General features: G+C 66.8%; 24 protein-coding genes. 14 read left to right on the top strand and 10 right to left on the bottom strand.

Features of this window, described 5'->3' with window-relative positions; translation table 11 throughout:
- Nucleotides 1-3: 3 nt before the first annotated feature.
- Genes H8M03_RS10625 through H8M03_RS10605 form a run of 5 tightly spaced genes read left to right on the top strand, consistent with a single transcriptional unit; the run spans nucleotide 4 to nucleotide 4,096 of the window.
- A complete protein-coding gene (locus tag H8M03_RS10625; RefSeq protein ID WP_187479407.1) occupies nucleotides 4-1,185 on the top strand; it encodes a murein hydrolase activator EnvC family protein in 1,182 nt (393 codons plus the stop codon).
- Between the two features lie 46 nt (nucleotides 1,186-1,231).
- Nucleotides 1,232-2,575 (top strand): S41 family peptidase, encoded by a 1,344-nt coding sequence (locus H8M03_RS10620; RefSeq protein WP_425506872.1) that lies wholly within the window; start codon nucleotides 1,232-1,234, stop codon nucleotides 2,573-2,575.
- 4 nt (nucleotides 2,576-2,579) lie between these two features.
- Nucleotides 2,580-3,107 (top strand): disulfide bond formation protein B, encoded by a 528-nt coding sequence (locus H8M03_RS10615; protein ID WP_425506846.1) that lies wholly within the window; start codon nucleotides 2,580-2,582, stop codon nucleotides 3,105-3,107.
- A gap of 44 nt (nucleotides 3,108-3,151) precedes the next feature.
- Entirely contained in the window at nucleotides 3,152-3,643 is a 492-nt protein-coding gene (locus tag H8M03_RS10610) for a demethoxyubiquinone hydroxylase family protein (protein ID WP_187481046.1), read from the top strand.
- Nucleotides 3,644-3,691: 48 nt separating this feature from the next.
- Nucleotides 3,692-4,096, top strand: a complete 405-nt coding sequence (locus tag H8M03_RS10605; RefSeq protein ID WP_187479405.1) for a hypothetical protein — start codon at nucleotides 3,692-3,694, stop codon at nucleotides 4,094-4,096.
- 3 nt (nucleotides 4,097-4,099) lie between these two features.
- Here H8M03_RS10605 and tilS read toward each other — a convergent pair whose 3' ends face one another.
- From tilS to H8M03_RS10575, 6 genes are all read right to left on the bottom strand, one after another.
- Nucleotides 4,100-4,954, bottom strand: a complete 855-nt coding sequence (tilS, locus tag H8M03_RS10600; RefSeq protein ID WP_246448855.1) for a tRNA lysidine(34) synthetase TilS — start codon at nucleotides 4,952-4,954, stop codon at nucleotides 4,100-4,102.
- A gap of 103 nt (nucleotides 4,955-5,057) precedes the next feature.
- Nucleotides 5,058-5,888 (bottom strand): tetratricopeptide repeat protein, encoded by an 831-nt coding sequence (locus tag H8M03_RS10595; protein ID WP_187479404.1) that lies wholly within the window; start codon nucleotides 5,886-5,888, stop codon nucleotides 5,058-5,060.
- 64 nt (nucleotides 5,889-5,952) lie between these two features.
- Nucleotides 5,953-6,753 (bottom strand): helix-turn-helix domain-containing protein, encoded by an 801-nt coding sequence (locus H8M03_RS10590; RefSeq protein WP_187479403.1) that lies wholly within the window; start codon nucleotides 6,751-6,753, stop codon nucleotides 5,953-5,955.
- 70 nt (nucleotides 6,754-6,823) lie between these two features.
- The gene (gene ptsP / locus H8M03_RS10585) at nucleotides 6,824-9,088 is read right to left on the bottom strand and encodes a phosphoenolpyruvate--protein phosphotransferase (protein WP_187479402.1); all 2,265 of its coding nucleotides are present in this window, start codon (nucleotides 9,086-9,088) and stop codon (nucleotides 6,824-6,826) included.
- Nucleotides 9,089-9,137: 49 nt separating this feature from the next.
- The gene (locus tag H8M03_RS10580) at nucleotides 9,138-10,121 is read right to left on the bottom strand and encodes an NAD(P)H-dependent flavin oxidoreductase (RefSeq protein ID WP_187481044.1); all 984 of its coding nucleotides are present in this window, start codon (nucleotides 10,119-10,121) and stop codon (nucleotides 9,138-9,140) included.
- A gap of 71 nt (nucleotides 10,122-10,192) precedes the next feature.
- Nucleotides 10,193-11,425 (bottom strand): aspartate kinase, encoded by a 1,233-nt coding sequence (locus H8M03_RS10575; RefSeq protein WP_187479401.1) that lies wholly within the window; start codon nucleotides 11,423-11,425, stop codon nucleotides 10,193-10,195.
- A gap of 84 nt (nucleotides 11,426-11,509) precedes the next feature.
- On the opposite strand from H8M03_RS10575, the gene ubiG reads away from it, so the two are divergent.
- Nucleotides 11,510-12,229: a bifunctional 2-polyprenyl-6-hydroxyphenol methylase/3-demethylubiquinol 3-O-methyltransferase UbiG gene (gene ubiG / locus H8M03_RS10570; protein WP_187479400.1), complete on the top strand. Its 720-nt coding sequence runs from the start codon at nucleotides 11,510-11,512 to the stop codon at nucleotides 12,227-12,229.
- An 84-nt stretch (nucleotides 12,230-12,313) separates the two neighbouring features.
- On the top strand, nucleotides 12,314-14,074 hold the full coding sequence (locus H8M03_RS10565; protein ID WP_187479399.1) for a DUF885 domain-containing protein: 1,761 nt from the start codon (nucleotides 12,314-12,316) through the stop codon (nucleotides 14,072-14,074).
- A gap of 8 nt (nucleotides 14,075-14,082) precedes the next feature.
- Here the strand turns inward: H8M03_RS10565 and H8M03_RS10560 are convergent, their stop codons facing one another.
- Together H8M03_RS10560 and H8M03_RS10555 are read right to left on the bottom strand one after the other, a co-directional pair.
- Nucleotides 14,083-14,349 carry a DUF2171 domain-containing protein gene (locus tag H8M03_RS10560; protein WP_187479398.1) on the bottom strand — a complete coding sequence of 89 codons (267 nt, stop codon included), beginning with the start codon at nucleotides 14,347-14,349 and terminating at the stop codon, nucleotides 14,083-14,085.
- A 26-nt stretch (nucleotides 14,350-14,375) separates the two neighbouring features.
- Nucleotides 14,376-14,978 (bottom strand): hypothetical protein, encoded by a 603-nt coding sequence (locus tag H8M03_RS10555; RefSeq protein ID WP_187479397.1) that lies wholly within the window; start codon nucleotides 14,976-14,978, stop codon nucleotides 14,376-14,378.
- A gap of 113 nt (nucleotides 14,979-15,091) precedes the next feature.
- Between H8M03_RS10555 and H8M03_RS10550 the strand changes: the two genes are divergently transcribed.
- From H8M03_RS10550 to fahA, 3 genes are all read left to right on the top strand, one after another.
- The gene (locus H8M03_RS10550; RefSeq protein WP_187479396.1) at nucleotides 15,092-15,325 is read left to right on the top strand and encodes a hypothetical protein; all 234 of its coding nucleotides are present in this window, start codon (nucleotides 15,092-15,094) and stop codon (nucleotides 15,323-15,325) included.
- Nucleotides 15,326-15,459: 134 nt separating this feature from the next.
- The gene (gene hmgA / locus H8M03_RS10545; RefSeq protein WP_187479395.1) at nucleotides 15,460-16,743 is read left to right on the top strand and encodes a homogentisate 1,2-dioxygenase; all 1,284 of its coding nucleotides are present in this window, start codon (nucleotides 15,460-15,462) and stop codon (nucleotides 16,741-16,743) included.
- Entirely contained in the window at nucleotides 16,740-18,017 is a 1,278-nt protein-coding gene (gene fahA / locus H8M03_RS10540; RefSeq protein ID WP_187479394.1) for a fumarylacetoacetase, read from the top strand. Before hmgA ends, fahA begins: the two co-directional genes overlap by 4 nt.
- Here fahA and H8M03_RS10535 read toward each other — a convergent pair.
- Together H8M03_RS10535 and H8M03_RS10530 are read right to left on the bottom strand one after the other, a co-directional pair.
- Nucleotides 18,014-18,952 (bottom strand): ketopantoate reductase family protein, encoded by a 939-nt coding sequence (locus H8M03_RS10535; RefSeq protein WP_187479393.1) that lies wholly within the window; start codon nucleotides 18,950-18,952, stop codon nucleotides 18,014-18,016. The two genes, fahA and H8M03_RS10535, sit on opposite strands and share 4 nt — an antisense overlap.
- 2 nt (nucleotides 18,953-18,954) lie before the next feature.
- Nucleotides 18,955-19,365: a Cif family virulence factor gene (locus H8M03_RS10530; RefSeq protein WP_187479392.1), complete on the bottom strand. Its 411-nt coding sequence runs from the start codon at nucleotides 19,363-19,365 to the stop codon at nucleotides 18,955-18,957.
- 115 nt (nucleotides 19,366-19,480) lie between these two features.
- On the opposite strand from H8M03_RS10530, the gene H8M03_RS10525 reads away from it, so the two are divergent.
- The 4 genes from H8M03_RS10525 (at nucleotide 19,481) to H8M03_RS10510 (ending at nucleotide 25,304) form a co-directional block, all read left to right on the top strand.
- Nucleotides 19,481-20,092, top strand: a complete 612-nt coding sequence (locus tag H8M03_RS10525) for a TetR/AcrR family transcriptional regulator (protein ID WP_187479391.1) — start codon at nucleotides 19,481-19,483, stop codon at nucleotides 20,090-20,092.
- A gap of 315 nt (nucleotides 20,093-20,407) precedes the next feature.
- On the top strand, nucleotides 20,408-20,812 hold the full coding sequence (locus H8M03_RS10520; RefSeq protein ID WP_187479390.1) for a hypothetical protein: 405 nt from the start codon (nucleotides 20,408-20,410) through the stop codon (nucleotides 20,810-20,812).
- A 68-nt stretch (nucleotides 20,813-20,880) separates the two neighbouring features.
- On the top strand, nucleotides 20,881-22,095 hold the full coding sequence (locus tag H8M03_RS10515; RefSeq protein ID WP_187481043.1) for an efflux RND transporter periplasmic adaptor subunit: 1,215 nt from the start codon (nucleotides 20,881-20,883) through the stop codon (nucleotides 22,093-22,095).
- A 38-nt stretch (nucleotides 22,096-22,133) separates the two neighbouring features.
- Complete coding sequence (locus H8M03_RS10510; RefSeq protein WP_187479389.1) at nucleotides 22,134-25,304, top strand: efflux RND transporter permease subunit; 3,171 nt, start codon at nucleotides 22,134-22,136, stop codon at nucleotides 25,302-25,304.
- The last annotated feature ends 5 nt before the right edge of the window (nucleotides 25,305-25,309 follow it).

The following is a 25,309-nucleotide window of genomic DNA, read 5'->3' as shown; positions in this document are numbered from 1 at the left end:
GCCGTGGTCCGCCTTGTCGCATTCGCCCTGCTCGCCGCCGGCACTGCTAGCGTGACCGCAAGCGCGCCGGCCGCACCCGAGCGTCCGACGGTCGAGGCGCAGATCGCCCAGGCCGAAAAGGAAGCTACGGCCGCGGTCGCGGAGCAGCAGCGGTTGGAAAAGCTTGCCGGCAAGGCTCGCAACGAGGCCGCCCGGCTCCACGCCCGCCAGCTTGCCGCGGCCCAGGCGATCGCCGCCGCAGAAGCCGGCATCAGCGCCGCCGACGCCAAGACCCGGCTGGCAGTGGCGCAACTGGCCATGCAGCAACAGCGGCTGGCAAGGGAGCAGGCGCCGCTGAGCGCCTTGCTCGGCGGGCTGGTGCTGACGTCGCGCCGGCCGCCGCTGCTCCAGCTGGCGAGCTCTGGGTCAACCGCCGAGCTGGTGCGGCTGCGCATACTGGTCGATGCCGTGACTCCCGCGATCGAGGCCCGGACCGCGGCGTTGCGCGGAGATATCGACCGCGCCGCGCGGCTTCGCCAACGGGCGGCAGAGGCGGCGCAGGAGGTGCGCGCGGGCCGCAACCGGCTGGTCGCAAGCCGCAAGGCCTTTGCCGAGCTGGAGAACCGCGCACTGGCGCTGGCCGGCACTCGCGGATCGCAGGCACTTGGTGCCGGCGACATTGCCATCGCGCGCGGCGAGGCGCTCGATGAGGTTCGCCGCACTGCCGACTCCTCGCGCTCTGTCGCGGCGCAGGCGTCGGCGCTGGCCAGCCTTGGCCCGGCGCCGTTGCCGGGCGGCGGCGCCGAACCGTTCCGCCCGGGCATCGCCTATCGCCTGCCCGCCGATGCGCGCGTGATGGACGGGCTCGGGGAAGTCAGCACGAACGGGGTCCGGTCGCGCGGGACGACGCTGGCCACGCGCCGCGGCCAGCGGCTCAGCGCACCGGCGGCCGGCACGATCGTCTTCGCCGGCCCGTTTCGCGATTATGACGGCGTGGTCATCATCGACCATGGCGCCGGCTGGAAATCCGTGCTGGTCAATGCCGGTACGGCGCTGGCCAAAGGCGAGCGCGTGAAAATGGGCGATTTCGTCGGAATTGCGCTGGGTCCCGTCGAAATCCAGTTGCACAACGGGGCCGATCCGGTCTCTCCCGCTCTCATCGCAGGTTCATCTGCGATGCTGTCAAAACGGCCAAAAGGCGGCTAAACCGGCCGCGATCGCCGCGACCATTTCAAGGCACTGACCGATGAAGATCATTCCCACGCTCCTTCCTCCCTTGGCCCTCGTCAGCGCGCTTGCGCTTGTGCCGGTGACGACCAGCTCGATGGCCGCCGCGGACGTGGCCAATTTCGAAGAGCTGGAAAAGTTCATGAGCGTCTATGACCGGGTCAAGGGCGCCTATGTCGACCAGATTGACGACAAGACGCTGATGAAGGGCGCGATCGATGGCATGCTGGCCGCGCTCGACCCGCATTCGTCCTACCTTGAGGACAGCGATTTCGACACGCTGCGCACCACCACCGACGGCAATTACGGCGGCCTTGGCATCACGGTTTCGATCGAGGACGGCGCGGTCAAGGTGATCGCCCCGACCGAAGACACGCCGGCATCGCGCGCGGGCATCAAGGCCGGCGATTACATCACCCATATCAACAGCGAGCTGCTGTACGGCGCCACGCTGGACGAGGCGGTCGAGAAGATGCGGGGCGCGCCCGGTTCGGCGATCAAGATGACCATCGTCCGTCCGGGCCGCGAAAAGCCGTTCGACGTGACCATGACCCGCGAGCGGATCGTGCTTCGCCCGGTCAAGTGGGAGCTGAAGGACGGCGTCGCAGTCATCGACATCAACACCTTCTCCGGCAACGTCGCGGACGAGACCAAGGCCGCGCTGACGGCAATCGACAAGGCCACCGGCGGGAAGCCGCTGGGCTACATCCTGGATCTCCGCTCCAACCCGGGCGGCCTGCTCGACCAGGCGGTCGAGGTCAGCGACGCCTTCCTCGAACGCGGCGAGATCGTGTCCCAGCGCGGCCGTGAAAAGAGCGACATCGAACGCTATTACGCCCGCGCCGGCGACATGGCGCACGGCCGCCCGATCGTCATCCTGGTCGATGCCGGCACCGCTTCCGCGGCGGAAATCGTCGCGGGCGCGCTTCAGGACCAGCGCCGCGCGCTGGTGATGGGCGAAAAGAGCTTCGGCAAGGGCAGCGTCCAGACGGTCGTCCAAACCGGACCGCGGTCGGCCCTGCGGCTGACCACGGCGCGTTACTTCACGCCGTCGGGCCGGTCGGTCCAGGCCGGCGGGATTGACCCCGACATCGGCGTTCCGCAGCTGTCCGACCCGGATTACAACGACCGGCCGCGGGTTCGCGAAGCCGACCTTCGCCGCCACTTGCTGGCGCAGGCCAAGGCCGACGACAAGCTGTTGGAACAGGACGACACGTCCAAGGATCCGCGTTTCGCCTTCACCGCCGAAGAGCTGGAGAAGAAGGGCATCAAGGACTTCCAGCTCGATTATGCGCTGAAGACCCTCAAGCGGCTTGGCACCGGCTCGGCCGTGGCATCGGCGGGCGGCGCCAAAAAGAGTTCGCGTTAGGCCCATGGCCGGAGCGGCGATCGGCGGACCGCGCGGTACGGCGGCGATGACCGCGCCCCAGATCGGGCGGCTGATCGCCCTTCTCCTTCCCACCGCGCTGCTCGGCGGCGCGCTGGGGTCGCAATATCTGGGCGGCCTTCATCCGTGTGAGATGTGCTACTGGCAACGCTGGCCCCACGCGGCGGCGATCGTCCTTGCCGGTCTGGCCTTCACCGCCCCGGCGGAAGCGCAACGGTCGCGGCTTCTGACCCTGCTCGCGGCGGCGGCGATTGCCGTGTCGGGCGCGATCGGCGTTTATCATGCCGGCGTCGAGCTGGGCGTCTTCGAGGGCTTCACCACCTGCACCAGCACGGCCAAGGCCATGTCCACCGAAGAGCTGCTGAAGGAATTGATGAAGGTCCCGCTGGTCCGTTGCGACCAGGTGCAGTTCGCCTTCCTTGGCATTTCGATGGCTGGCTGGAATGCGATCCTGTCGCTGACCGGTGCGGCCGCTATCGCCTGGCTGACGCTGGGGCGGCGGACGGCGCGGTGAGCGGGCCGTGGCGACCGGGCGTGCGCCAGCCCGATAGCGACGCGATGATCCGGGTCGACCAGGCCGGGGAGTTCGGCGCGACCCGCATCTACGCCGGACAGCTGGCGATCTTGCGGCCCAATTCCCCCGGCGCGAAGCTGATTTCGCGCATGGCGATGCAGGAACGGCGCCATCTCGACCGGTTCAACGAGTTGATGGCCCAGCGGCGCGTGCGTCCGACCGCCCTGCAGCCCTTCTGGGATGCGGCGGGCTTCGCGCTTGGAGCCGGGACGGCGCTGATCAGTCCCGAAGCCGCCATGGCCTGCACCGACGCCGTCGAGACCGAGATCGACCGGCATTACGCGCAGCAGCTGGAAGAGCTTGGCGACAGCGATCCTGAACTGGCCGGCGACATCGCCCGCTTTCGCGAGGAAGAGCTGGAGCATCGCGATACAGCCCGCGAAGCCGGGTCGCAGCGCGCGGTCGCCTATCCCGTTTTGACCGGCGCCATCCGCGCGGCGTGCCGTGTCGCAATTGCGTTATCGAAGCGGGTGTAAGGGGAACCTGCAATGTCTTCGCCCGCTTTGTCCCTGAAAGGTTCTGACATGAGCAAGCTGCTGATTTCTCTTTCTGCCGCGGGCGCCGTGGCCTTCACGATGGCTGCACCGATTGCGCCGGTCGCAGCGCAGTCGTCGCGCTTGGCCGAGGTTATCGTCTATGGCGACGATCCCTGCCCGCGCTCGACCGACAGCGAGATCGTGGTTTGCGCGCGCAAGCCCGAGGCCGAACGCTATCGCATTCCCGAGGAATATCGGACGAGCGGTACGCGGCAGGAGCGCGAAAGCTGGGCAACCCGCGCCAAGAGCTTCGAATATGTCGGCCGTACCGGGACAATGAGCTGTTCGGCCGTTGGCCCCGGCGGGCACACCGGGTGCCTGCAGAACATGATCGACCGAGCCAAGGCCGAAAACGGCGAAGCCACCGACCAGGCGGTCCCGCCGCCCGAGTGAGCCCTAGCCGCGCCGCGGCGGCGCTGGTGAGAATTGCCAGGCCGCCCCGCCGCTACAGCGCACCCCGCGCAGGGTCGCGACGCCGCCGCTGGCCAGCGTGACCATCAGCTGATCGATTTCGCGGCCGCGCAGATTGTCCGGCTCCCCTTCCCGCCCGGTCGCTGCGATTGCCCGCGCGGCAAGGCGGCGCTGGATTTCGTCCGGCAATCCAGTCGGGTCGAAGACAAGGCCGCCTCCGCCCGGCTTGACCAGATCGTCCCAGACTCGTCCGGTTGCCCATTCCAACGCGTCGTCGGTGTCGGCAAGATTGGCGGCCGACCGCGCGATTGCGGGTACGTCCAGCCAATCCGCGGCGGCCAATGCCTGCCGCACGCGTACCCGCTCGTAATGCGAATCCGCGTTGCTCGGGTCGTGGGCGGGCGACACGGCGGCGTCGGCGCACACCTGCACGAGTCGTTCGCGACGCCATTCCAGCAGCGGGCGCAGGAGCGGCAGCTCGGACGATGGCACCCTCGCCCGCGGGCGCATTGCGGCCAACCCGCGCACCCCGGACCCGCGATTGAGGCGCATCAGGAGAGTTTCCGCCTGGTCGTCGGCATGGTGCGCGGTCGCCAGTGCCGAAAGTCCCCGCGCCTCCGCCCATTGCGCCAACAGCCTGTAGCGTTCGGCACGCGCCCGCTCCTGAACTGCGGATTCCGGCGCGGGGTCCCATTGCGCCGCGAGGGTGGCATGGGGAACGCCCAAGTCTTCGCACAATGTGGCGACGTCGCCGGCTTCCGCTGCGCTTTCGGCGCGCAGGCGGTGATCGACGGTTGCCGCTTCGATCTGCCCGGGCCTGGCCGCGACGGCGAGCAGCAACAGGGCTAGGCTATCCGGGCCACCGGAAACGGCGATTCCGAGCGTCGCATCCGGCGCGGCCAGCGCGTCGAGATCGCGGGCAAAGAGCGCGACCAGCGCCGGATCAGGAGCAGTTGGCGTCGGCCTTGCCCTGATTGACCAGCGATTTCAGTTCGCCACGGATCGACGCGCCGTACACGTCTTCAAGCTCCGAATAGGCCTTGCACGCCTGGTTGGGCTGGTTGAGCTTCATCAGCGCCTGGCCAAGGTAATAAAGGCTGTCGGCCGCGCGTTCGCCTTTCGGATCGGCGCGATAATTGGCCAGCAGCGCTTCCGCCGCCGGCCTCGCCTGGCCCTTGTCGAGCAACGCGCGTCCGACAAGGTTGCGGGCGTAACTGACCCGCCGGTGTTTGGGGAAGCCGGAAACGAAGGCGCGCAGGGCTGTGATCGACTGGTCGTACTGGCCGTCGCGCCACAAGCGGAAGCCCTCGGAGTAGGCGTCCTCGCCGGGATCCGACACGGCCTGATCCGGGTCTGTGTCCGCCGGCGCCGGCTTGGACGGCTCCACGCTCGCGACCTTGGGTTCGCTCTTGGGGCTTTCAGGCTCAGGATCGGCGATCGCAGCGGTTTCGCGCGGGGCGGCCCGAGCGCCATTTTCCAGCGCCGTCATCCGCGCGTCCATGTCGCTGCGCAGCTTGGCCATGTCGGCCTGCGCCTGCTGGGCGGTGTGGCCGCTGACTTCGCCCTGGTTGATCAATTGCTGCAATTGCCGCTCGATCGCGTCGAGCCGCTGTTCGAGGCGGATTGCCGTCGCCTGGCTGGCGGCGACCTGCTGTTCGAGCACCAGCATGCGCTGGTCGGCGTTGGCCGGTCGCTGCGCCGCGGCGGACGTGGAGAGCGCGGCCATGGCGATTGCCGTGGCCGACAGGATGCGCAGGCGCGCAGACTTCATCATTTCCCCCAACACTTTGCGAACTCGCTCAAACTCATGACCCGCGCCAGCTTACGCGCCGATGAATCTATTGCGCCACCGCATTTTGCGGCTGCGGCTGTGCGGCGGCCTGCGGGCCGGCGCGCATCAGGTCGGCGGGCTTCAGGCTGACGTTGGACGCAACCTGCCCGGCCGGCCCGACCGGCGGGGCAACCGCGTCGCCGACATTGACGCGCAGCGCTTCGGGCTTGCCGGCCTTGAGCGTCGGGGCGGCGGCATCGGCGGGTATCGGGAAGGTCTTGCCGGTGTCGAGGATGCCCGCGAACAGCGTCCGGTCGCCGTCCTTGACCTCGATCCACGCCGGCTCGACCGCTGTCAGCACGACGGGACCGGTCGGATTGGCGGCCACCGGCGCGGCGGCCTGCGGCGGTAGATTGGCCGGCGCTTCCGCCACGCTGTTCACCGGGGTCCCGGTGTCTTCTTCCAGCGAGCTGTTGCGCAGCCATGTGAACAGCAGGACCACCAGCGCGATCGCCACGATCGCCCCGAGCACCAGCCATTTCGGCATGGTCCGGGCAGGATCGATCGGTTCGAAATGTTCGACGGTCGAGGAATCGTTGCGATAGCCGCCGCCCATTTCGGTGCGCAGCTGCTCGCCCACTTCGCCGCGGTCGAGCCCGACTGCTCCGGCGTAGGATTTGGCGAAGCCGATGGAATAGGTCGGGGCGGGCAGCTTGTCCCATTCGCCCAGTTCGAGACTTTCCAGGTGGCGATGGGGAATGCGGGTTTCCGACGCGAGATCGTCGAGGCTCAGCCCCTTTTCCTCGCGCGCCGCCCGCAGTCGCTGGCCGACCGGCACATAATCGCTGCCTTCAGTCTCTTCGTCCATTCGTCACCCCTCGTCGCGCCGCCCGTTGTCCAAGTCGGCAGGCGGCCTGTCAACCGCGCGGCGGCGATTGTCAGCCGACGGCGACGTCGTGGCGGCGCGCCCACTCGGTCAGCGCCCGGCGCAGGTCCTGCGGCGGCTTTTGCAGCCATCCGTCCATCTTCGCCCGAAGCGCGGAGGCATCGACCGACCGGATCAAGGCCTTGATCGGCCCGACCGCCGCTGGCGTGATCGAAAAGCCGTTCGCGCCAATGCCGATCAGCGCCATGCATTCGAGCGGGCGCCCGGCCATCTCCCCGCAAATCCGCACGGGCGTGCCGGACTTGGCCGTTGCGTCGATCACCCGCTTGAGGAAGCGCAGAATGCTCGGGCTGAGCCAGTCGTAGCGCTGGGCGAGCCGGGGGTCGCCACGGTCGGCGGCGAACAGGAACTGGGTCAGGTCGTTGGTCCCGATCGACAGGAAATCGACGCGCGGCAACAGCTGGTCGAGCATCTCCGCCAGCGCTGGCACTTCCAGCATCGCGCCGAACTCGATGCGCTCGGGCAGCTTGCGGTTGCCGCGAGCGGCCCATTCAACCTGCTCTTCGAACAGGGCGCGGGCCTGTTCATACTCCCATGGCTCGGAGATCATCGGGAACATCACGCGCAACACCCGTCCGGACGCCGCCTGGATCAGCGCTCGGGCCTGCGCCTTCATCAGCGTCGACCGGTCGAGCGACAAGCGCAGCGCGCGCCAGCCCATCGACGGGTTCTCCGCCTCGGTGCTGTCGGTGCTGAGATAGGGCAGCGCCTTGTCGCCGCCGATGTCGAGCGTACGAAAAATCACCGGCTTGTCGCCCGCGGCCTCGAGCACCCGTTTGTACAGCTTGAGCTGGCTTTCGCGCCCGGGCAGCGTCGCCGACACGAGGAACTGGAATTCGGTCCGGAACAGGCCGATGCCGTCGGCGCCGGTCAGCTCCAGCGAGGCCGCGTCCTCGGCCAGGCCGGCGTTGACCATCACGCTCATCCGCGCGCCGTCGAGCGTTTCGGCGGCCAGTCCGCGCACCGCCTCATATTGCGCCCGCCGCTTCTGGCTTAGCGCCATGCGCTGTTCAAAGCTGGTCTGCAGCGGCCGCGACGGGCGGATGATGACGCTGCCGTTGTCGCCATCGACCAGCACCATGTCGCCGTCCTCGGCGATGTGCCGCACGTCCGCCAGCCGGCCCACCACCGGCACGCCCATCGCCCGGGCGACGATGGTCATATGCGCAGTCAGCGAGCCTTCTTCCAGCACCACGCCCTTCAGGCGCCGCTTGTCATATTCCAGCAGTTCGGCCGGTCCGAGGTTGCGGGCGATGAGGATGGCGTCGTGCGGCAGGCCGGTCTGCGCCGCCGTGCCCATCCGTCCCGACACGATCCGCAGCAGCCGGTTCGCCAGGTCCTCGAGATCGTGCATCCGTTCCTGCAGGATCGGATCGTCGATTTCGCGCATCCGCGCCCGGGTCCGCTGCTGAACCCGCTCGATGGCCGCTTCGGCGGTGAGGCCAGAATCGATCGCCTCGTTGATCCGGCGCGACCAGCCCTCGTCATAAGCGAACATGCGGTAGGTCTCGAGGATCTCCTGATGCTCGCCGGTACCGAACTCCGCCTCGCGCTCGATATTGTCGATCTGCTCGCGCATCTTGCGGAAGGCGCCGTAGACGCGCGCGCGTTCCGCCTCGGTATCCTCGGCCACTGTATGTTCGATCAGCACCTGCGGCTCGTGGAACACCGCCTGCCCCTTGGCCATGCCGGCGACCAACTTGAGCCCGCTCAGCCGCAGCGGCCCCGCGCTGCGCAGGCGATTGCGGCGCGCGCCATCGACCAGCCGGGCGTTGGCGATCAGTTCGGACAGGACCATCGCCACCGTCTGCAGCGCCTCGATCTCGACATCGGCGTAGCGGCGCGGATCGTCGTGCTGGACCGACAGCACGCCGACCGGCGCTTCGCGGTAGACGATCGGCACGCCGGCAAAGCTGTGGAAGGATTCTTCCCCGGTTTCCGGGCGGTAGACGAACTCCGCGTGGCTGGAAGCTTCCGCGAGATTGAGCACGCGGCCCTCGTTGGCGATCGTGCCGACCAGGCCCTCGCCAAGCTTCAGCTTGGTCACATGCACGGCCTCCTTGCGCAGGCCGTGCGTGGCGAACAGCTCCAGCTTGTTTTCGCGCAGCAAATAGATGGAGCAGACTTCGCTCTCCATCTTTTCCGCAATCAGGTCGACGACCTTGTCGAGCTTCGATTGCGCGGAGCCGCGGCCGGCCATGACGTCGTGGAGCCCCGTCAGGATTTCACGAGCGGAGGCGGCGGCGGTCAGCGGCATGGCTGCTGCGCTATCAGATGGCGCGCGGGCCTGTCACGCGGCGGCGCGCTCAGCCGCGCGATTCCAGCGCCGCAGCCGCTTCATCGACCAGTTCGGCGATGATGTCGGCGACCGGTTCTTCCTTTTTGACCATGCCGACCGACTGACCGGCCATGACCGAACCCGATTCGATGTCGCCGTCGATCACCGCCCGCCGCAGTGCGCCGGCCCAATAATGTTCGATCTGCAGCTGCGCTTCGGCCATTTCGATGCTGCCCTTGTCGAGCAAGTCGGCGACCTCGCGCTGCTTGGCGGCGAAGCGTTCGACCTCCGCATTCTTGAGCGCGCGGACCGGGATGACGGGCAGGCGCGGATCGATCTGGATCGACAGCACCGCGTCGCGGGCGGAGGCGCGAATGAAGGCCTTCTTGAAGTTGGCGTGGGCGATGCTTTCTTCGGCGCAGACAAAGCGGGTGCCGAGTTGCACGCCGACCGCGCCCATTTCGAGATACGCCGCGATCGCTTCGCCGCGACCGATGCCGCCTGCGATGAATACCGGCATGTCGGAAGCGACATGCGGCAGAATTTCCTGCGCCAGGACGGAAGTCGACACAGGGCCGATATGGCCGCCCGCTTCCATTCCTTCGATCACCAGCACATCGACCTTTGAGCGCATCAGCTTCTTGGCCAGCGCCAGCGCCGGGGCGAAGGCCATCAGCTTCGCACCGCTTTCCTTGATCTTGTCGATCGCCCAGCCGGGCGGGAGCCCGCCGGCGAGGACGATGTGGCCGACGTCATGCTTCACGCAGGTATCGATCAGCTCCGACAATTGCGGATGCATGGTGATCAGGTTGACGCCGAACGGCCTGGACGTCCGCTTCTTCGTTTCGGCGATTTCGGTGTCGAGCAGGTCCGGCGTCATCGCGCCGCAGGCGATCACGCCAAACCCGCCGGCGTTGGAAATGGCGGAAACCAGGTTGCGCTCGCTGACCCAGCTCATCGCGCCGCCCATGATCGCATAGTCGCAACCGAGGAATTCGATGCCGCGCTGCATCAGCTGTCGAAGCCTCGCGTGGCCGGCGCCGGATCCCACCGGACGGGTGTCGGCGATCAGCCCCTCGCCGCTCATGCCGCTTTCTCCGCATCGAGGCCAAAGGCGGTGTGCAGCACCCGCACCGCGTGTTCGAGATCGGTTTCGGCGACCAGCGCGCTGACCTTGATCTCCGACGCCGTGACCGCCAGCAGGTTGATGGTGTGGGCGGCAAGCGTGTCGAACATGGTCGCGGCAAGCTGCGGGTTGGAACGCAGGCCGACGCCGACGATGCTGACCTTGGCCACGGTATCGTCAGTAAGCAGATCGGCGTAGCCGGTTTCCTGCCTGGCCTTTTCAAGCACCGCCACGGCCTGCCCCAGCGCCGCGCGCGGAACGGTAAAGGTCAGGTCGCTGGCCTGTTCGCCCTGCGTGGCGGCATGGACGATCATGTCGACGAGGATGCCGGCTTCGGCGAGCGGGCCGATCACCGCGGCGACCGTCCCGGGCCGGTCGGCGATCCGAGTCAGCGTCACCCGGGCCTCGTTGCGGTCGGCGGCGATGCCGGCGATTTCGTTTCTTTCCATGTCCGCTCCTGAAAGCTCCGCGACGATGCGCGTTCCCGGCAAGTCCTCGAACGCCGACAGCACCCGCAGCGGCAATTTCTCGCGCATCGCCAGCCCGACGGAACGTGGCTGCAGCACCTTGGCGCCGACCCCGGCCAGTTCCAGCATCTCTTCGAACGTGATCGCATCGAGCTTGCGCGCCCGCGGCACGATGCGCGGATCGGTGGTGTAGACGCCGTCGACGTCGGTGTAGATGTCGCAGCGGTCGGCGTTGAGGCCGGCGGCGATGGCCACCGCGCTGGTGTCGGACCCGCCGCGGCCGAGCGTCGCCAGCCGGCCGTCGTCGGACACGCCCTGGAAACCGGGAATCACCGCGACCGTCCCGCCGCTGAGCGAATCGTCGAGCATCGCGCCCTCGACCTTTTCGACCCGCGCATTGCCGTGCACGCCCGAGGCGCGGACGAGTTGCCAGCCCATGAAGCTGCGCGCGTTGACGCCCATATTCTGCAAGGTCATCGCCAGCAGCCCCGCAGTCACCTGCTCGCCCGAGGCGACGACCACGTCATATTCCTTGGGGTCGTGCAGCGCAGAGGCTTCGCGGCAGAATTGCACCAGCCGGTCGGTTTCCCCGGCCATCGCCGAGACCACGACCAGCACCTGATTGCCGTCTTCAGCTTCGCGGCGCACGCGGTCGGCGACGTGGCGGATACGTTCGATGCCCGCCATCGAAGTGCCGCCGAATTTCATCACGATGCGCGCCATTGTCCGCGCTCTTAGTCACTGCACTGACCGGCGCAACCACAGGCATCGCTTTCCCTTTGCCGGCGGACGCGCCATTTAGGCGGGATGAGCGACAGCAGCATCGTCCAGGACGAAATCGACCGCTTCGGCGCGATGGCCGGCGACTGGTGGGACCCGAGCGGCGCGTCGGCCATGCTGCACAAGCTCAATCCGGTGCGCCTGGCCTATGTCCGCGACCAAGTTGACCGTCACTGGCAGGGCGACGAACAGGGGCTGAAACCGCTGGCCGGTCGTACCGCGCTCGATGTCGGGTGCGGCGCCGGTCTGTTGGCAGAGCCGCTCGCGCGACTGGGAGCGACGGTTACCGCGATCGACGCCGCGCCCGGCCTGATCGCCGCGGCCCAGCTTCACGCCCGCGGGCAGGGGCTGGACGTGGATTACAGGGTGAGCACGGTCGAGGCGCTGGACGGCCAGTACGATCTCGTCACGTCGATGGAGGTGATCGAACATGTCGCCGACCCGCGCGCCTTTGTCGCGGCGCTTGAGAGGCGGCTGGCGCCCGGCGGACTGCTGATCCTGTCGACGCCCAATGCCACCGGCTGGTCGAAGCTACTGACGATCACGCTGGCCGAAGGCGTCGGCGCGATCCCGCGCGGCACGCACGATTTCGACAAGTTCATCGCGCCGGAGCGGATGCAGGCGCTGCTGGCCGACGCCGGCCTGCAATGTATCGATGTCGAAGGCATCGCCTTCTCGCCGACGCGCGGGCTGCACCTGAGCGACGACCTGCGGCTCAATTATCTGGTCGCCGCAGTTCGCGCCTGACGACCGTTTCTCCCCGGGGGCATGCCCCCACTTGCTCTGGCCTGCGCCAAAGCTAGGGTCTGTCCATCGGATGAGGGGGAAATCATGCGCGTATCGACACTTGCCCTGGCCGGATCGGCCCTGATTGCCCTGGCCAGCCCGGCGCTGGCCGGACCGGCGGAGGACTTTCGCAAACTCCAGGACGATTTCTGGACCGCTTATCTGAAAGCGGCGCCGACCTTCGCCTCGCTCAACGGCGTCGATACCTACGCCGGTGAGCTGGAGCGGATCGACCGTCCCGAGATGGAGCGGCGGGTCGCGGAGGCCCGGACTCTGCTGGCTCGGCTGGATGCGATTCCGGCATCCGCGTTGTCGCCGGCCGAGCAAACTAATCACGCGCTCCTGCGCGACCAGTTACAGACCTATATCGACGGCGCGCTCTTCGGGTCGAACTTCATCCCCTACACGTCGGGGGGAACCTACGATCAGAACCTGGCGCAATATCTTGGCTTCCTGCCGCTGAAGACGGAAGCCGACTACGAGTCCTTCCTGCAGCGGCTGGGCAAGGTCGGCGACCGCCTGCGCACGGCCAACGCGATGTCGCTGAGCAGCGCCAGGGCCGGCTATGCGCGGCCGTGTTCGACGCTTGGCCCGCTCGACAAGATCACCGCTTCGCCGCCCGACGCCGATCCGGCCAAGTCGGCTTTTTACGAACAATTCGCCAAGCCCCGACCGACCGCGATCAGCGCGGCCAAATGGTCGGCGATGCAGGCTCGGGCGCGAACGCTTATCACGCAGGACATCAACCCGGCCATAACGGCATTCAACGCGGCCTATGCCAGCGACCTGAAACCCGCCTGCCTGAAAAGCGACGGGATGGCGGCTTTGCCCGACGGCAAGGCCAATTACGCCTATCTCGTCCGATATCACACGACCACCGACAGGAGCCCGGACGACATCCACCAGCTGGGCTTGAGCGAGGTCGCGCGTATCCGGGCGGAAATGGACGCGCTGGCCAAGAAATCCGGCTTTGCCAGCCGCGAAGCGATGATCGCCGACATGCGGAGCAATCCGAAATATTTCGCCCGCACGCCCGAGGAACTGATGCAATATACGGCGCGAATGACGAAGACGATCGACGGCAAGATGCCGACGCTCTTCGGCAAGCTTCCGCGACTGGCCTACACGATCAAGGAAATTCCCGCCGCCACCGCAGAGGGCGCGACCACGGCCTATTATTTCCAGGGCAGCCCGGAAGCGGGCATTGCCGGCACGTACTTCGTCAACACCAGCAAGCTGGACCAGCGGCCGCTGTGGGAGATACCCGCGCTGACCGTTCATGAAGCGGTGCCGGGCCACCATCAGCAGATCTCGCTCCAGCAGGAGCTCGACATGCCCGTCTGGCGGAAGAATGCGGCTTACTTCACCGCTTTCGTGGAGGGCTGGGGGCTTTATTCCGAGCGTCTGGGTATCGAGATGGGGCTGTACGACACGCCGCAAAAGGACATGGGCCGGCTGGGATACGAGATGTGGCGCGCCGCTCGGCTGGTGGTCGATACCGGCATCCACGCCAAGGGCTGGGACAAGGCGCGCGCGGTGGCGTTCATGAAGGACAATACGACGCTGACCGACGCAAATATAGACGCCGAGGTCAATCGCTACATTTCCACACCGGGCCAGGCGCTGGCGTACAAGCTGGGCGAATTGAAGATCCGCGAATTGCGGACGCTGGCTGAGCGGGAGCTGGGTCCCAAGTTCTACCTGCGCCGTTTCCACGACGCGGTACTCGAACAGGGACCGCTCCCGCTCACCATGCTCGAGACCCAGGTTCGTGCCTGGATCGCGAGGGAGAAAGCGAAAGCCTAGGCGATGGCCTAGATCGCTTCGCCGCCTTCTTCGCTCTCGAAGATCGCTTCCAGCGCATCGAGCCGCGCGGATAGGCGCACCGTGTCGCCTTCGACCCCGGCGACGAGACCCGTCGGGAGGTAATGGTGGTGGCCCTCATGGCTGCCGATGCCGGCGCTGCTGCTGTCCTTGGTCAGCTTGATCCGGTCGCCTTCGATGCCGTCGACCTTGCCGACCGGCGTGCCTTCGGCGTCGACCACCTGCATATGTTCCTTGACGTCTTCGATACCGCTCATGTTCTCGCTCCTTCTTGGGTGATCGGTTAGGGCCGCGGCTTCACGCCGCTCTGATCGATGTGCCAACGACGCTGGGCGTCCGACGATCCGGGGACATCGTTGACCCGGCGCAGGACCAGCGGCCCGACCAGGTTGAATTCCCCACCCTGCTTGAGCGTACCGAACAGCCGAAACGGAACGCTGATGTAGGACGATCCGGCCGCGCCTTCGAGACCGAACGGCTTGCCCACCTCGCTGTGGATGACGTCGTACTTGTCGAAGGCGGCGGCGAATTGCGTTTCGGTCATGCCGCTGGCGCCGCCGTTGTCGCCCCATAACCGGCGCGCCTCGGCAAACTTCCGCTGTTCGAGCAGTCCGCCGTACAGCTGCACGACCTGCCCCGCGCCTTCCGCGCTGGCTGGATCGATCGGACCTTGCGGTTCTTCGAGCGGGGTGCGGTCGTCGGGCAAGCCGCCGGCGGTACCGGGCGTTCCGACCGGTGGGGCCGTGCCATTGTCCGCCGGGGCGGGCGCGGGCGCGGGCGTGGTTACGGCGTCATTGGCAGCGGCAGGTTCCTGAGACGCGGGCTGCTGCGTGCAGCCGGCCACCAAAAGGGCGGCAAGGGAGAAGGCGCGAGCGTCGGACGGCATGCCGCAGGAAAGATCGTCGGGCCTACATGTTCCAGCCTCCTAGCGCGGGGACGGAACCCGGCCGCAGGGTGTTCGTTCGTTACGGCAACTTAACAGGCTTGAAACAGGGGAGAATGAACATGGCTGTCGATCCCGATCGCGATCGTGATGTTGATGTGGAACGGACGACCATCGTCGAGCGCGACGGCGGCGGCGGTGGAGGCGGTGTCCTTGCCGTGGTGCTGCTGATCATCGTCGTGCTGGTGCTGCTGTTCGTCTTCCGCGACCAGCTTGGGCTGACCGGCGGCGACACGGGTACGGACATCAACGTCCCCGACCAGATCGACGTCACCGTCAACCAGAACTAGCGGGTTGCGGCGCGGTCCTCGGCCGCGCCGCGACTGCACACGCGCGGTAGGCGAGTCCCGCGCGTGACGGGCGCAGCTCCATCAAGGGACTGCGCCCGTTTGCTTGTGTGCGGCCGACGGGATAACCGGCGCGGATGAGCGACGAACGTTCCTACATGAGCGGCCTCGGCGGCCATTTCGAAAGCGAAGCGGTCGGCGGCGCCTTGCCCAAGGGCCGCAATTCTCCGCAAAAGCCAGCCTTCGGCCTTTACACCGAACAAGTATCGGGAAGCGCCTTTACCGCGCCGAGGCATGAAAACCGGCGCAGCTGGCTGTACCGGATGCGCCCGACCGCCGATCACCGCACGTTCGTCCGCTACGAAGGGGCGAAGCTGTTCGCGCCGGGTACGGTCGACGACCCGTTGCCGCCCAACCGCCTGCGCTGGGATCCGCCGGCCGATCTGCCCGAGGGCACCGACTTCGTCGACGGCCTGGTGACGATGCTGGCCAACCGCGATCCCGCCGACCTGGAAGGCGTGGCGGTTCACCTTTACCGCGCGACGAAAAGCATGGACGGCCGCGTGTTCGTGGACGCCGACGGCGAAATGCTGGTCATCCCGCAACAGGGGACACTGCATATCTTCACCGAGCTGGGCGCGATGGACGTTGCGCCGGGTTGGGCCGGCCTGATCCCGCGCGGAATCAAGTTCCGGGTCGAGGTGGACGGCGACAGCCGCGGCTATGTCGCCGAGAACCACGGCCTCCCGTTCCGCCTGCCCGACCTTGGCCCGATCGGCGCCAACGGCCTTGCCAGCGCGCGCGATTTCGAAACGCCGCTAGCGTGGTTCGAGGACCGCGACGAGGAGACCGAGGTCGTCCAGAAGTCGCTCGGTTCGTTGTGGACCACGACTCTTGATCACTCGCCGCTCGACGTCGTTGCTTGGCACGGCAATTACGCGCCGTGGCGTTACGACCTGTCGCGATTCAACGCGATCGGGACTGTCAGCTTCGACCATCCGGACCCGTCGATCTTCACCGTGCTGACCAGCCCCAGCGATGTGCCCGGCCGCGCCAACGCCGATTTCGTGATCTTCCCGCCACGCTGGATGGTGGCCGAGGACACGTTTCGCCCCCCGTGGTTCCACCGCAACGTGATGAGCGAGGCGATGGGGCTGATCCACGGCGAATATGACGCCAAGGCCGACGGCTTCGCGCCGGGCGGTTTGTCGCTGCACAATCTGATGAGCGGGCACGGCCCGGACCTCGACAGCTGGAAGAAGGCGTCGAACGCCGACCTTCAGCCTGCCAAGGTCGACGGCACGCTCGCCTTCATGGTCGAAACCTGCTGGCCGTATCGCCCGACGCGCTTTGCCCTCGACCGTTCGCAACCCGATTATGACGAAGCCTGGGCGGGCTTCCCCAAGGCGGAGCTGCCATGACCGACAATACGCACGACCCGAAACTCGTCAGCTGGGTCGCCGGCGCCGGGCCGGGCAGCGACTTTCCGGTGCAGAACCTGCCGCTGGGCATCTTTTCCGAAGCCAAGGGCAAGCGCCGGCCGGGCGTCGCCATCGGCGATTACATTCTCGACCTGAACGGCATCGCCGATCTGCTCGACGAAGAATGGCGGGAAGATTTCGCGCAGCCGGTGCTCAACGCCTGGCTGTCGCGCGGCAACGGTGCGCAGCGGGACCTGCGTGCCCGGCTATCCGAACTGCTTACCGACGAGCGCTATCGCGACGACGTCGAACCCCAGCTGATCGGCCAGAGCGAAGTGCGCATGCACGTGCCCTGCCTGGTCGGCGACTACACCGATTTCTACGTCGGGATTAACCATGCGATGAACGTCGGCCGGCAGTTCCGTCCCGACAACCCGCTGCTGCCCAACTATAAATATGTCCCGATCGGCTATCACGGCCGGGCAAGCTCGATCCGCGCTTCGGGCGAGGACGTTGTCCGCCCATGCGGCCAGCGCAAGCCGCCGGAGGCCGAGGCCCCCGAATACGGACCCAGCCGGCGACTCGATTACGAGCTCGAGCTGGGCATGTGGATCGGACAGGGCAATGCGCTGGGCGAGCGGATTCCGGTGCGCGATGCGGAAAGCCACATCGCCGGATGGTGCCTGCTCAATGACTGGTCGGCGCGCGACATTCAGGGCTGGGAGTATCAGCCGCTGGGTCCGTTTCTGGCCAAGAATTTCCTGTCCACGGTCAGCCCGTGGATCGTCACCAGCGAAGCGTTGGCGCCGTTCCGCATGCCGGTCCCCGCGCGGCCGGAGGGCGATCCCGAGCCGCTACCCTATTTGCAGACCGATGGCGACACCGCCTTTGCCATCCAGCTTGAGGTCACGCTGATGACCGAGCGGATGCGCGCAGCGGGCGCCGCGCCGAAAGTGCTGTCACGCGGCACCGCGGCGGCGGCGATGTATTGGAGCGCGGCGCAGATCGTCACTCACCACGCGTCCAATGGCTGCAACCTGCAACCCGGCGACCTTATCGGCACCGGCACCTTGTCGACTGCAAGCGACGAAGGGCTGGGGTGTTTGTTGGAGATCAGCGAGGGCGGGAAGCGGCCGTTCGACCTTGGCAACGGCGAAACGCGCAGCTTCCTGGAAGATGGCGACGAAATCGTGCTGCGCGCCTGGTGCGAGGCCGAAGGCGCCGTACGCATCGGCTTCGGCGAGTGCGTCGGCCGGGTAATTCCTTCCCGCTAAAGCAGCGCGAGATTTCCCGCCATCAGGCGGGTCATGGCGTAGATGCGCTCTAGCTGCGGCGCGGGGATAGCAGCATCGCGCGCGATCTCCAGCGGCGCGCCGACCAGTGCTTCCAGCTCGATCGGCCTACCCGCCTCGACATCCTGCAGCATCGACGATTTGAACGCGCCCAGCCGGGCGGTCACCGCCATCCGGTCCTCCGCGCTTTCGGCGATCGGGCAGCCGACCGCCGCGCCGATCGCGGCCAGCTCGTCCATCGCTTCGGCCATGAAGCTGCGCAGGGTGGGATCGCCCAGCAGCTTGTCGGCGGTCGAGCGGGTCAGCGCCGACAGCGGGTTGATCGTCGCATTGCCCCATAGCTTGTACCAGATGACGCGGCGGATATCGGCTTCCGCGTCGCAGCGCAGGCCGGACCGCGCGAAGATATCGCAGAGGCTTCTGACTCGATCGCTGTCCCCGCCGCGCGGTTCGCCAAGGATCAGGCGGTCGGCGTGGACCACCTCGACATGGTTCGGGGCGATCCGCCGGCAACTGGCATGGACGACGCAACCGATGACCCGATCAAGCGGCAGCGCGTGGGCGATAGCGCCGTGGGGATCGACCGAGCGCAGCGGCGTTCCGGTAAACCACCAGGGCACGCCGTTGAGCATCGGCACGATCAACGTGTGCGGGCCGATCAGCGGTGCCAGTTGCGGGGCGAGAGCGGGCAGGGCCGGCGCCTTGACCGTGATGAAGAGCGCATCCTGCTGCCCCAGGTCGGACGGAACGCCGGAGACGGCGGCGGGAATGCTTCGCTCCCCGACGCACAGGCCTGCCTCCCGCAAAACATCGAGCGTATCGCCGCGGGCCAGCAGGGAGACCTCCACGCCGGCATCGGCCAGCGTGGCCGCGATCCAGCCGCCGATGGCGCCGGCACCGACGACACAGGCGCGCATGGCTAGCGTTCGTTGTCCCAGATCATGTGGATGATCCGCCAGCCGCGATCAGGGTCTCGGAACAGCTGGATCGAGTTGATGCCGCGCCGTTCGACGTCCGCGTCGCTTGGCGAGGTGCGGGCTTCGTAACTGCTCCACGCGTGCGCCATGTTGCCGAACTGGTCGATGCGCCGCCCGGTTTCGATTTCGAAAAACGGGTTGGCGTCGAAGAACGGGGTGACGTTGTCGCGATAGTCGTCGAGGCTCATGCTCAGCTTTTGCGGACGGCCTTCGTCATCGACCCACGTCCTGACCTGCCGCGCTTCGGGAAGAAAGCAGTCGTCCTGACGCGACCAGTCGCGCGGACCGGCCGGTCCGGAAATCATTGCATACATTTCGTCGATCACCGCGCCGATCTGCTCTTCGTCCGTCATGCGCCCTCCCTTGGCGGCCGTGCGTTATCTCCATCGAACCTGCCGAACGTACAGCTTAACGGCGAAACGGCGGGCGATTGCAATCATCCGTCAGGCAAATTATATACCGGTCGATATGAATAAGCCCGAATCCATTTCCGTCCGCGGCCGTCCGCGCGAATTCTGCACCGATCATGCCCTGACCGAAGCGCTGCGCGTCTTCTGGAGCAAAGGCTATGAAGGCGCTTCGCTAACGGACCTGACCGAGGCGATGGGGATCACCCGCCCGAGCCTATATGCCGCCTTCGGCAACAAGGAGGCGCTGTTTCGCAAGGCGCTCGATCTCTACGAGCGCGACAAGCTCGCTTATATCGGCAAGTCGCTGGAAAAGCCGACTGCCCGCGAAGTGATTGATTCGATGCTGCGCGGCGCGGTCGCCAACATGACCGGCCATGGCGAACCGCACGGTTGCCTGGGCGTGATCACATCGGTCGCGTGCGGCGCCGAAGCCGAATGCATTCGCGACGAGGTGCTGGAGCGCGGCAAGGTGGTGAAGAACGCCATCATCGATCGCATGACCCGTGCCCGCGACGAAGGCGACCTGCCGCAGTCCGCTGATCCGGTTGCTTTGACCAATTACGCTTATGCGGTGCTGCAGGGTCTGTCGGTCCAGGCGGGCGCCGGCGCGACCCGCGCGGAACTGGAAACCACCATCGACACGATGCTGTCGATGTGGCCTTCGAAATAATTTTCTAACGACTGGTACAAAAAGCTGTTGACGGTCCTAAATTAGCTCTGTACTGACCGGTACAGAAAGGATGGATCACCGCTCGCCAGAGCGAATCGAGTTTTGAATTTTCGTTTGAAGTGCGGCCAAGTCAGTCAGGCGCGCAGTTCGCGTAACCCAGGCCACCCGGCCCAGTAACCAACCCCAATCAACCACTTCCATCTGCGGCGCCCCTCATGCGTCCGCCGTGAAGCCGGACTGCGTCCAACGCCACGCTGCGCGGCCCCCCGCCGTGCGCGAGAGGAGACGTGCGTCCGCCGTGCAGGAGAATGAACCATGGCCAGCCTTCCGATCCAATTGCCCCAGTCCCAGTACAATGAAGCGCCCCGGTCGGCGGCGGCGGACATGGTCGGCAAAGCGCTGCCCGTTCGCTTCTCCGCGCTTGAATGGTCGGTCGTCGCGATGGCCGAAAAGGACCAGCTGTCGAGCATTCGCGAACCCGGACGGGTGTCGCGGGCGATCAACACTGTGTTCGGCATCAAGCCCGCCAACCGCCTTGCCAACGACCGGCTGGAAAGCCTGCGCCGGGTCGCGGTGCTGGCGTGGCGATATCGCTGGAACGTCGCCAAGTCCGCGATGTCCGACTTCTACGCTTCCGGCTTCACGCCCGACCATTTCGAGCTGCTCCAGCGGAGCATCGCGCAAGCCTTTGCCCAACGCACCAGAAAGACCGTCCGGTGAACATGCTGTCATCCATCACCACCACCACCAGCGGCCCGGTGGGAAGCATCCGCACGCGAGTGATCGAGATGCCGCCGAAAACGCGCCGCAATGTCCTGATCGGCATTGCCGCCGTGCTGGTGCTGGCCATCGCATTCTGGTGGCTGCGCAGCGGCGCGCCGGCGGAAGCCGCGCCGCCGCCGCCGACGGTCACCGTGGCTACGCCGCTGGTCCGCGCGATATCCGAATGGGACGATTATGCCGGCCGGTTCAGCGCCAGCAAGAGCGTCGAAGTGCGGCCGCGCGTGTCGGGCGCCATCACCGGCGTCCATTTCACGGACGGCGCGGTGGTGCGCAAGGGGCAGCTGCTCTTCACCATCGACGCGCGTCCTTATAGCGCCGCGCTCGCCGAAGCCCGCGCGGCGGTTGCCAGCGCCCGCAGCGAACTGAACCTGGCCCAGACCAATTACGGGCGGGCGACCCGCCTGCTGGCGGCGGATGCGGTATCGCAAAGCGACGTCGACCGGCTCCGCGCCGAGGTTCAGGCGGCCAGCGCCGCGCTTGCCGCGGCCAATGCCCGGGTCCAGTCGCGTGCGCTCGACGTCGGTTTCACGCAGGTTCGCGCCCCGATTTCGGGTCGCATTTCGGACCGGCGGATCGACGCCGGTAACCTGGTGCTGGGCGGCAATGGCGGCGGCGAGGCCACCTTGCTGACCACCATCAATGCGGTCGATCCGATCTATTTCGACTTTGACGCGTCCGAATCCCTGTACCTGAAGGCGCGTCGCGCCAATGAATCCGGCGCTCAGCCGTCGGCGGTCGATATCCGTCTGCAGGACGAAGGCGACTATCGCTGGCACGGGCGGCTCGATTTCGTCGACAACGGGCTCGACCAGCGGTCCGGCACCATCCGGCTGCGCGCGGTGGTCAGCAACCCGACCCAGTTCCTGATGCCCGGCCTGTTCGGCAACATGCGCCTGTCGTCCGGTCAGACCGCGCAAGCGATGCTCGTCCCCGACGCGGCCATTTCCACCGACCAGTCGCGCAAGATCGTGATGGTCGTGGCCAAGGACGGCAGCGTGACCCCGCGCCCGGTGGAGCTCGGTCCGCTGGTCGACGGCCTGCGCGTGATCCGGTCCGGGATCAGCCCGAAGGAGCGGATCATCATCAGCGGCGCGCAAATGGCGATGCCCGGCGTGAAGGTCCAGCATAAGGTCGGGCGCATAACGCCCGACCCGGCGGCCCGCGCCGCGGCCACGTCCCCGTCGCCGCCCAGCGGCGAAGCCACCTTCGCCGGCCGCTAAGCCAACCCTACCGACGCCTTTAGGCGAGGAGAGCAGTCATGCGCCTGTCGCGCTTCTTCATCACCCGGCCGATCTTCGCGGCCGTGATCTCGATCCTCATCACGGTGATGGGCGCGATCGCTTACTTCGCGCTGCCGGTGTCGCAATATCCCGACATCGTCCCGCCGACGGTGACGGTCAACGCCACCTATCCGGGCGCCGACGCGGAAACCGTGGCGTCGACCGTGGCCGCGCCGATCGAGCAGGAAATCAACGGCGTCGACAACATGATCTACATGTCGTCGCAGTCGACCGGCGACGGCAACGTCACGGTCACCGTGACCTTCAAGCAGGGCACGGACCTCAACGCCGCGCAGGTGCTGGTCCAGAACCGGGTCGCGATCGCGGTTCCGCGCCTGCCGCAGGAAGTGCAGCGGCTGGGCGTCGTTACCCGCAAGACCTCGCCCGACTTCCTGATGGTCGTGAACCTGATCTCGCCCGACAAGTCGCTCGATCGCGGCTACATCTCCAACTACGCGCTCACCCAAGTGCGCGACCGCATCGCCCGGCTCGACGGCGTCGGCGATGCCCGGCTGTTCGGCAGCCGCGACTATGCGATGCGCATCTGGATCGACCCCAACCGCGCCGCCGCGCTCGACCTGACCGCCGGCGACATCGTCACCGCCCTGCGCGCGCAAAACGTGCAGGTGGCCGCGGGCACGCTTGGCCAACCGCCCTATTCGTCCGGCGGCGCTTTCCAGGTCAACGTAGAGGCGCAGGGCCGGCTGACGGAGCCGGAGCAGTTCGGCAGCATCGTCATCCGCACCGATCCCGACGGCCGGCAGGTTAAGGTGTCCGACGTCGCCCGGGTCGAGCTTGGCGCCGCGGATTACGCATCCAACACCTATCTGTCGGGCGAACCGACGGTCATCCTCGGCGTCTTCCAGCGCCCCGGCTCCAACGCGCTGGCAGCGGCCGCTGCGGTGCAGTCGGAAATGGAAACCATGTCGAAGACTTTCCCGCCGGGCCTGGAATATCGCATCATCTACAATCCGACCGAATTCATCTCTCAGTCCATCGACGCGGTGCGCGACACACTGCTCGAAGCGATCCTGCTGGTCGTGCTGGTGGTCATCGTCTTCCTCCAGCGCTGGCGTGCCGCGATCATCCCGGTCGTCGCCATTCCGGTGTCGCTTATCGGCACCTTCGCCATCCTCTTGGGCGTCGGATACTCGCTCAACAACCTGTCGCTGTTCGGGCTGGTGCTGGCGATCGGCATCGTCGTCGACGACGCCATCGTCGTGGTCGAGAATGTCGAGCGCAACCTGGCCAAGGGCATGACCGGCCTGGAAGCCGCGCGAAAGTCGATGGACGAAGTCGGTGCGGCCCTGATCGCCATCGTGCTGGTGCTGTGCGCAGTGTTCTTGCCGACGCTGTTCCTCAACGGGCTGGCCGGCGCCTTCTATCACCAGTTCGCGGTGACCATCTCGGCGGCCACCCTGATTTCTCTGCTGGTGTCGCTGACCCTGTCCCCGGCCTTGGCCGCGGTGCTGCTCAAGCCGCACAGCGAGGACAAGCCGGGCGGTCCAATCGTCACCTTCCTGCGGTCGGCCGGCGCGCGCTTCAACACGGGCTTCGACCGGTTGAGCCGCGGCTATTCGTCGCTGACGCGCAAGCTGGTGCAAATGCCGCGGCGGATGATGCTGGCCTATGCCGCATTGATCGCGGCCACGGCCGGTCTGTTCGCGATCACGCCGACCGGCTTCATCCCGGCGCAGGACCAGGGCTATTTCCTGACCGTCATCCAGTTGCCGCCCGGATCCTCGCTCGACCGCACGGACGCGGTGATGCGCAAGGTCGCCTCGCGCATCCTGCCCATCCCGGGCGTCAAGGGCTCGGTCATGCTCGCCGGCTTCGACGGCGCGTCGCAGACGCTCGCTCCGAACGCCGCCGCGGCATACGTCCCACTGGAATCGTTCGAGGACCGGGAGGAGCTCGGAGTCACGCTGCAAAGCATCATGGCCGAGGCGCAAAAGCGCACCGCGGACATCGACGAGGCGCGGCTGATCATCGTCCCGCCGCCGTTGATCCAGGGGATCGGCTCGGCCGGCGGCTATCGCCTGGTGATCGAGGATCGCAACAACCAGGGCTTCGAGAAACTGTCCGGCCTGTCGTGGGGCCTGATCGGCAAAGCCAATCAGGAAGCCGGGTTGAAGCAGGTGTACACACTGTTCGACATTTCGACCCCGCGCGTGTTCGCGGAGATCGACCGGCAGAAATCGGACATGCTGGGCGTCCCGCCGGAACGGGTGTTCGAAGCGCTGCAGGTCTATCTCGGCTCCGCCTTCGTCAACGACTTCAACCTGCTTGGCCGCACCTATCGCGTGACCGCGCAGGCCGACGCGCCCTACCGCGCGACCGAATCGGACATCGCCAACTTGCGCACCCGATCCAATTCCGGCGCGATGGTGCCGATCGGTTCGGTGGCGACATTCCAGGACAAGTCGGGCCCGTATCGCGTGTCGCGCTACAACGGCTTCCCGGCGGTCGAGATCGATGGCGATACGGCACTCGGCTATTCGTCCGGCCAGTCGCTCGACACGATGGAAAAGCTGGCCGCGGAGAGCCTGCCGCCATCCTATTCCACCGAATGGACCGGCATCGCCTATCAGCAGAAGGCGGCGGGCAGCACATCCGGCCTGGTGTTCGGCATGGCCGTGCTGTTCATCTTCCTCGTCCTCGCGGCGCAGTTCGAAAGCCTGATCCTGCCGCTGTCGATCATCCTGATCGTGCCGATGTGCCTGTTCGCGGCGATGATCGGCGTGAACCTGCGGGGCATGGACAATAACGTCCTCACTCAGGTCGGACTGGTCGTGCTGATCGCACTTGCGGCAAAGAACGCCATCCTGATCGTCGAGTTCGCCAGGCAGGATGAAGACGCCGGCATGTCGACCATCGACGCGGCAGTGCGCGCGGCGCACGACCGGTTGCGCCCGATCCTGATGACCAGCTTCGCCTTCATCCTCGGCAGCGTGCCGTTGCTGACCGCGAGCGGCGCGGGCGCGGAGCTTCGTCAGGCGCTGGGCACGGCAGTGTTCTTCGGCATGGTCGGGGTAACCGCGTTCGGGCTCATCTTCACGCCGACTTTCTACGTCGTGTGCCGTGGCCTCGGCGACCGGATCGCGGCGTGGCGGTCGCGTCGCCAGCCCGTGCTCGCCCCAGCGGAGTGACCATC

This window comes from Sphingomonas sabuli (assembly GCF_014352855.1).
GTDB lineage: Bacteria > Pseudomonadota > Alphaproteobacteria > Sphingomonadales > Sphingomonadaceae > Sphingomicrobium > Sphingomicrobium sabuli.
The sequence above is the reverse complement of the archived record's forward strand: the minus strand, read 5'-3'. Positions and strand labels throughout refer to the sequence as shown.